Annotated in this window: 6 protein-coding genes; 5 read left to right on the top strand and 1 reads right to left on the bottom strand. The window is 62.6% G+C overall.

Going from position 1 to position 4,964, the window contains the following annotated elements; genetic code table 11:
• The 5 genes from EN994_RS17640 to EN994_RS17620 all read left to right on the top strand — a co-directional run.
• The coding region (locus tag EN994_RS17640; RefSeq protein ID WP_127307683.1) for a LysM peptidoglycan-binding domain-containing protein at window positions 1-346 on the top strand (346 nt) is incomplete at its 5' end.
• Window positions 347-580: 234 nt separating this feature from the next.
• A complete protein-coding gene (gene hemH, locus EN994_RS17635) occupies window positions 581-1,645 on the top strand; it encodes a ferrochelatase (protein WP_013529728.1) in 1,065 nt (354 codons plus the stop codon).
• Between the two features lie 155 nt (window positions 1,646-1,800).
• The gene (locus EN994_RS17630) at window positions 1,801-3,012 is read left to right on the top strand and encodes an FAD-binding oxidoreductase (protein WP_063168947.1); all 1,212 of its coding nucleotides are present in this window, start codon (window positions 1,801-1,803) and stop codon (window positions 3,010-3,012) included.
• A 119-nt stretch (window positions 3,013-3,131) separates the two neighbouring features.
• Window positions 3,132-4,082: an SPFH domain-containing protein gene (locus tag EN994_RS17625; RefSeq protein ID WP_013529726.1), complete on the top strand. Its 951-nt coding sequence runs from the start codon at window positions 3,132-3,134 to the stop codon at window positions 4,080-4,082.
• Between the two features lie 11 nt (window positions 4,083-4,093).
• Window positions 4,094-4,558: an NfeD family protein gene (locus tag EN994_RS17620; protein ID WP_013529725.1), complete on the top strand. Its 465-nt coding sequence runs from the start codon at window positions 4,094-4,096 to the stop codon at window positions 4,556-4,558.
• Between the two features lie 4 nt (window positions 4,559-4,562).
• Here EN994_RS17620 and EN994_RS17615 read toward each other — a convergent pair.
• Window positions 4,563-4,964, bottom strand: a 402-nt coding sequence (locus tag EN994_RS17615) for a CBS domain-containing protein (RefSeq protein ID WP_127307682.1), incomplete at its 5' end; no start/stop codon positions are given.

Below are 4,964 nucleotides of genomic sequence, written 5' to 3'. Positions count from 1 at the left end.
GCCCGCACCGGCTGAAGCCGCCAAGCCTGCCGAAGCGGCACCGGCAATGCCTGAATTGCCGGCCAACTCGGGCGATATCGCCAACACACCACCGGCCATATCGACGGAAGGAGCACCTCCCCCGCCAGCGCCACCAGCCGCGCCGGCACCGGCCGAGCCGGCAAAGCCTGCTGAGGCCGCGCCAGCGGAAGCCAGCCATGTCATCGTTGCCGGCGACACCTATTGGGATCTGGCCAAGAAAGCCTATGGCGACGGCGCCAGGTGGAAGGTCATTTCGGGCGCCAACAAGGGCTACGAACCCCGCCGGCTTCCTGTCGGCGCAACCCTGACCATCCCGCCGAAATAGCTCGCTTATATGCCTGAATGACACCGCCCGTCCGAAAACCGGACGGGCGTCCTGTTTTCGGGCTAATGCATGTCGCCCAAAAGTGACCTCGGTTTTGGGAAAACGACATGCATAAAACAAAGAGTTAAAGCGGGTCGTCTGAATCCATTCGGACAATCCGCTTTAAGGTGCGGCCAGACGCTGCATTGAATGCGCGCGCAAGATGGTTAGGTTCGCGTCTCCCGGAGAACCCTTATGACGCTTCCCACCCCTGCCGATCCCAAGGTCGCAAAAGCGCTCGGCCCGTTGCCCGCTGGGCATCCGCCGGTCAAGGCGGGCAAGATCGGCGTCATGCTGGTCAATCTGGGCACGCCCGATGGCACCGATTTCAAGCCGATGTGGCGGTATCTGCGTGAATTCCTGTCCGATCCGCGCGTCATCGAGCTCAACAGGGCGATCTGGTATCCGATCCTCTATGGACTTGTGCTCACCACGCGCCCCAAGAAGTCGGGCGCCAATTACGCCCGGATCTGGAACCGGGAAAAGAACGAGTCGCCGCTGCGCACCTACACCCGTGCCCAGGCCGAAAAGCTGGCCGAAGCGCTGCGCGACCTGCCTGATGTCGTCGTCGACTGGGCGATGCGCTATGGCAATCCTTCGACCGCCAGCATTGCCCAGCGTCTGGCCGACCAGGGCTGCGACCGCATTCTTTCGTTTCCGCTCTATCCGCAATATTCGGCGACGACCACGGCAACAGCCAACGACCAGCTGTTTCGCGCGCTGATGAAGATGCGCCGCGCGCCGGCCGTCCGCAGCGTGCCGCCCTACTATGACGAGCCGGTCTATATCGAGGCGCTGGCGCGTTCGATCGAACGGCATCTGGCGACGCTGGATTTCGAGCCGGAGGTGGTCATCACCTCCTATCACGGCATTCCAAAACCCTATTTCGAGAAGGGCGATCCCTATCATTGCCACTGCCAGAAGACGACGCGGCTGTTGCGCGAACGGCTCGGCTGGGATGACAGGAAACTGATCATCACCTTCCAGTCGCGCTTCGGCGCGCAGGAATGGCTGCAACCCTATACCGACAAGACGGTGGAGAAACTCGCACAGGACGGCGTCAAGTCGATCGCCGTCGTCAATCCCGGCTTTTCCGTCGACTGCATCGAGACGCTGGATGAGATCGGCCGCGAGGCGGCCGAAACCTTCCACCATGCCGGCGGCAAGAATTTCGCCCATATCCCTTGCCTCAACGACAGCGCGGAGGGGATGGCGGTGATCGAGGCGATGGTGCGGCGCGAACTGTCTGGCTGGGTCTAGGAGAAATTCCAGGAAAAGTGTGAAACGGTTTTCCCGGGAAAAGCGAATAGCGCTTTCCCTTGGGAATTTCGTCAACGGGAGTTAGAGCAGCTCGCCGCTCTAACTCCGGAACAACACAAGCTCCGGGGCGTTAAGGCGCGCCGCCGGAGAATGCGATGTCCCGCAAACTCGACCTCAGAACTGGCCAGCCCGTCTGGTCAGCCTATCGCGCGCCTGCGGTGCCGACGGACGGCCTGGTCCGGGACGTCAAGGCAGATGTGCTGGTCGTCGGCATGGGCATCAGCGGCGCCATGATGGCCGAGGCGCTGACGGCCGATGGCCATCGGGTGATCTGTATCGACCGGCGCGGTCCGCTGAAGGGCTCGACGGCCGCAACCACCGCACTGGTGGCATTCGAAATAGACCAGCCTCTCTCCACGCTCTCGAAGATGGTCGGCAGAGCCTCGGCGCAGCAGGCCTGGCGGCGCTCGCGGCTCGCCGTCTCCAATCTCGCCGGACGCATCGCCGAACTCGGCATCAACTGTGGCCTGAGCCGGGCGCCGTCGCTCTATCTGTCTGGCACGATACTTGGTCCGTCGGAACTGCGCGACGAGGCCAAGGCACGGCGGCTAGCCGGCATCGCCGCGACCTATCTGACGCCGGCGCCGCTGGCGGAGACATTCGGCATCGACCGCGAAGGCGCCATTCTCAGCCACGGCAACATCGCGCTCGACCCGCGTAAGCTGACGGCTGGGCTGCTGCTGAAATCCCTTCAGCGCAAGGCTCGCTTCTACGCCCCCGTCGACGCGACAGTGATCGAGGATAGCGCCGAAGCTGTTGTCGTCGCGACCAGGGATGGCCCGACCATAACCGCGCGACATGTTGTTCTGGCCACCGGCTACGAACTTGTGGAGATCGTGCCGGCCGCGGCCCACCGGATCATCTCGACATGGGCGATCGCAACATGCCCGCAACCGCGAAAGCTCTGGCCGGACGCAGCGTTCATCTGGGAAGCGTCGGAGCCGTATCTGTATATGCGCACGACGATCGACGGCCGGGTCATTTGCGGCGGCGAGGACGAGGATTTTGTCGACGAAGCGCGGCGCGACGAGCTGATCGCCGACAAGAGCACACGCATCGCCGAGGAGCTCGGCCTGGTATTTCCGCATCTCGACACCAGGCCCGATTTTGCCTGGACCGGTTCGTTCGGCACCACAACCACCGGCCTGCCCTATATCGGCGCCATTCCCCGCCACCCGCGCATCTATGCAGTGATGGGCTACGGCGGCAACGGCATCACCTTCTCGCAGATCGCTTCCGAGATTGTCCCGGCTTCGATCAACGGGCTGGAGGACACGGATGCAAGATTGTTTGCCTTCAACCGCTGATCGCACCCGCAAACAATCCGTCATCACCTGATTGTAACGCATCTGAAACACACTTAAGTCTTTGGTGAAGTCGGCCGCGCGAGAATGGCTTGTGCGGCCTTCGTCTGAGGGAGAGCCAAATGGATTTCAGTGGTTTCGATATTGCGGTTGGTGCACTTGCCCTTCTGGTATTGGTGCTGCTGATCAAAGGCATCAGGACAATCCCGCAAGGCTACAACTATACGGTGGAGCGCTTTGGCCGTTACACCAAGACACTGAGCCCGGGTCTCAATTTCATTTACCCGTTCATCGACCGCATCGGCGCCAAGATGAACATGATGGAGCAGGTGCTCGACGTTCCAAGCCAGGAAATCATCACCCGCGACAACGCCATTGTCGGTGTCGACGGCATCGCCTTTTTCCAGATCCTCAACGCCGCTCAGGCCGCCTACCAGGTTTCCGGCCTGCAGAACGCCATCCTCAATTTGACGATGACCAACATCCGTACCGTCATGGGTTCGATGGATCTCGATGAACTCCTGTCGAACCGCGACGCCATCAACGAGCGCCTGCTGCGCGTCGTCGACGAAGCGGCCCACCCGTGGGGCATCAAGATCACCCGCGTCGAAATCAAGGACATCAACCCGCCGGCCAACCTTATCGAATCGATGGGCCGGCAGATGACCGCGGAACGCAACAAGCGCGCCCAGATCCTTGCCGCCGAAGGCCTCAAGCAGTCGCAGATCCTCGAGGCCGAAGGCCGCAAGGAAGCCGCCTTCCGCGATGCCGAGGCGCGCGAACGTTCGGCCGAGGCGGAGGCCCGCGCCACCCAGGTTGTGTCGGAAGCGATCTCCAAAGGCGATGTGCAGGCGCTGAACTACTTCGTTGCCCAGAAATACACCGAAGCGTTGGGCAAGATCGGCACTGCGACCAACAGCAAGATCGTGCTGATGCCCTTCGAGGCATCGTCGCTGATCGGTTCGCTCGGCGGCATTGGCGAGATCGCCAAGGAAGTCTTCCGCAGCGAGGGCACGACCGGCTCGCAGAGGCAGGCCGCGCGCCCGCCGGTCGTTCGCCCAACCGACAACTGAGGTCGAAACCAATGATCGACCGCATCGTTTCCGAACTCGGCCCGTGGAACTGGATGGTTCTCGGTTTCGTCCTGCTGGTGATGGAAATCATCGCGCCGGGTATCTTCATGCTGTGGATCGGCATCGCCGCGCTGATCATCGGCGCTGTGTCGCTGCTGATCTGGGACACCGGCTTCTGGACATGGCAGGTCCAGGTCCTCGCCTTCCTGGCGCTGTCGCTGGTCTCGGCCTATGTCGGCAAGAAGCTGGTCGGCAGCCGCAACGACCCGACCGATCAGCCGCTGCTCAACCGGCGCGGCGCGCAGATGGTCGGCAGGATGGCGACACTTGCCGAACCGATCCGTGACGGGCGCGGCCGCATCAAGCTGGGCGACACACTGTGGCGTGTCTCCGGCCCTGACCTGCCGGCCGGCACGCAAGTGCGCGTGACGGGTGCGGCCGATACGGATCTGGAACTGACCGTCGAGGCGGTCTGAACGTTCAGGCGGCGCCGATACGCAGCAGATCATGCAGGTGGATGAGGCCGACTGGTTTCCGGCCCTCCACCACCATCAGGCTGGTGATGGCTGAATTGTTGATCGTCTGCAGCGCCGTTGCCACCAGCGTGTCCGGCGTCGCGGTCTTCGGACCTCTTGTCATCACCTGATCCACCGTCATCGCCAGCAGATTGCTGCCGATGTGACGGCGGATGTCGCCATCGGTGATGATGCCGACCAGCGCACCGTCGACATCGGTGATCGCGACGCAGCCAAACCCTTTGCGCGACAGTTCCAGGATCGCGTCCTGCATGCCGGTGCCCGCAACCACCAGCGGCAGCCTGTCGCCGACATGCATGATCTCGCGGATCTGCGTCAAATTGGCGCCGAGCTGGCCGCCCGGGTG

It is taken from the genome of Mesorhizobium sp. M7A.F.Ca.CA.002.09.1.1 (assembly GCF_003998555.1).
GTDB classification, from domain to species: Bacteria; Pseudomonadota; Alphaproteobacteria; order Rhizobiales; family Rhizobiaceae; genus Mesorhizobium; species Mesorhizobium ciceri.
Note: the sequence above shows the minus strand (reverse complement) of the source record. Positions and strands in the feature narration are given on the sequence as shown.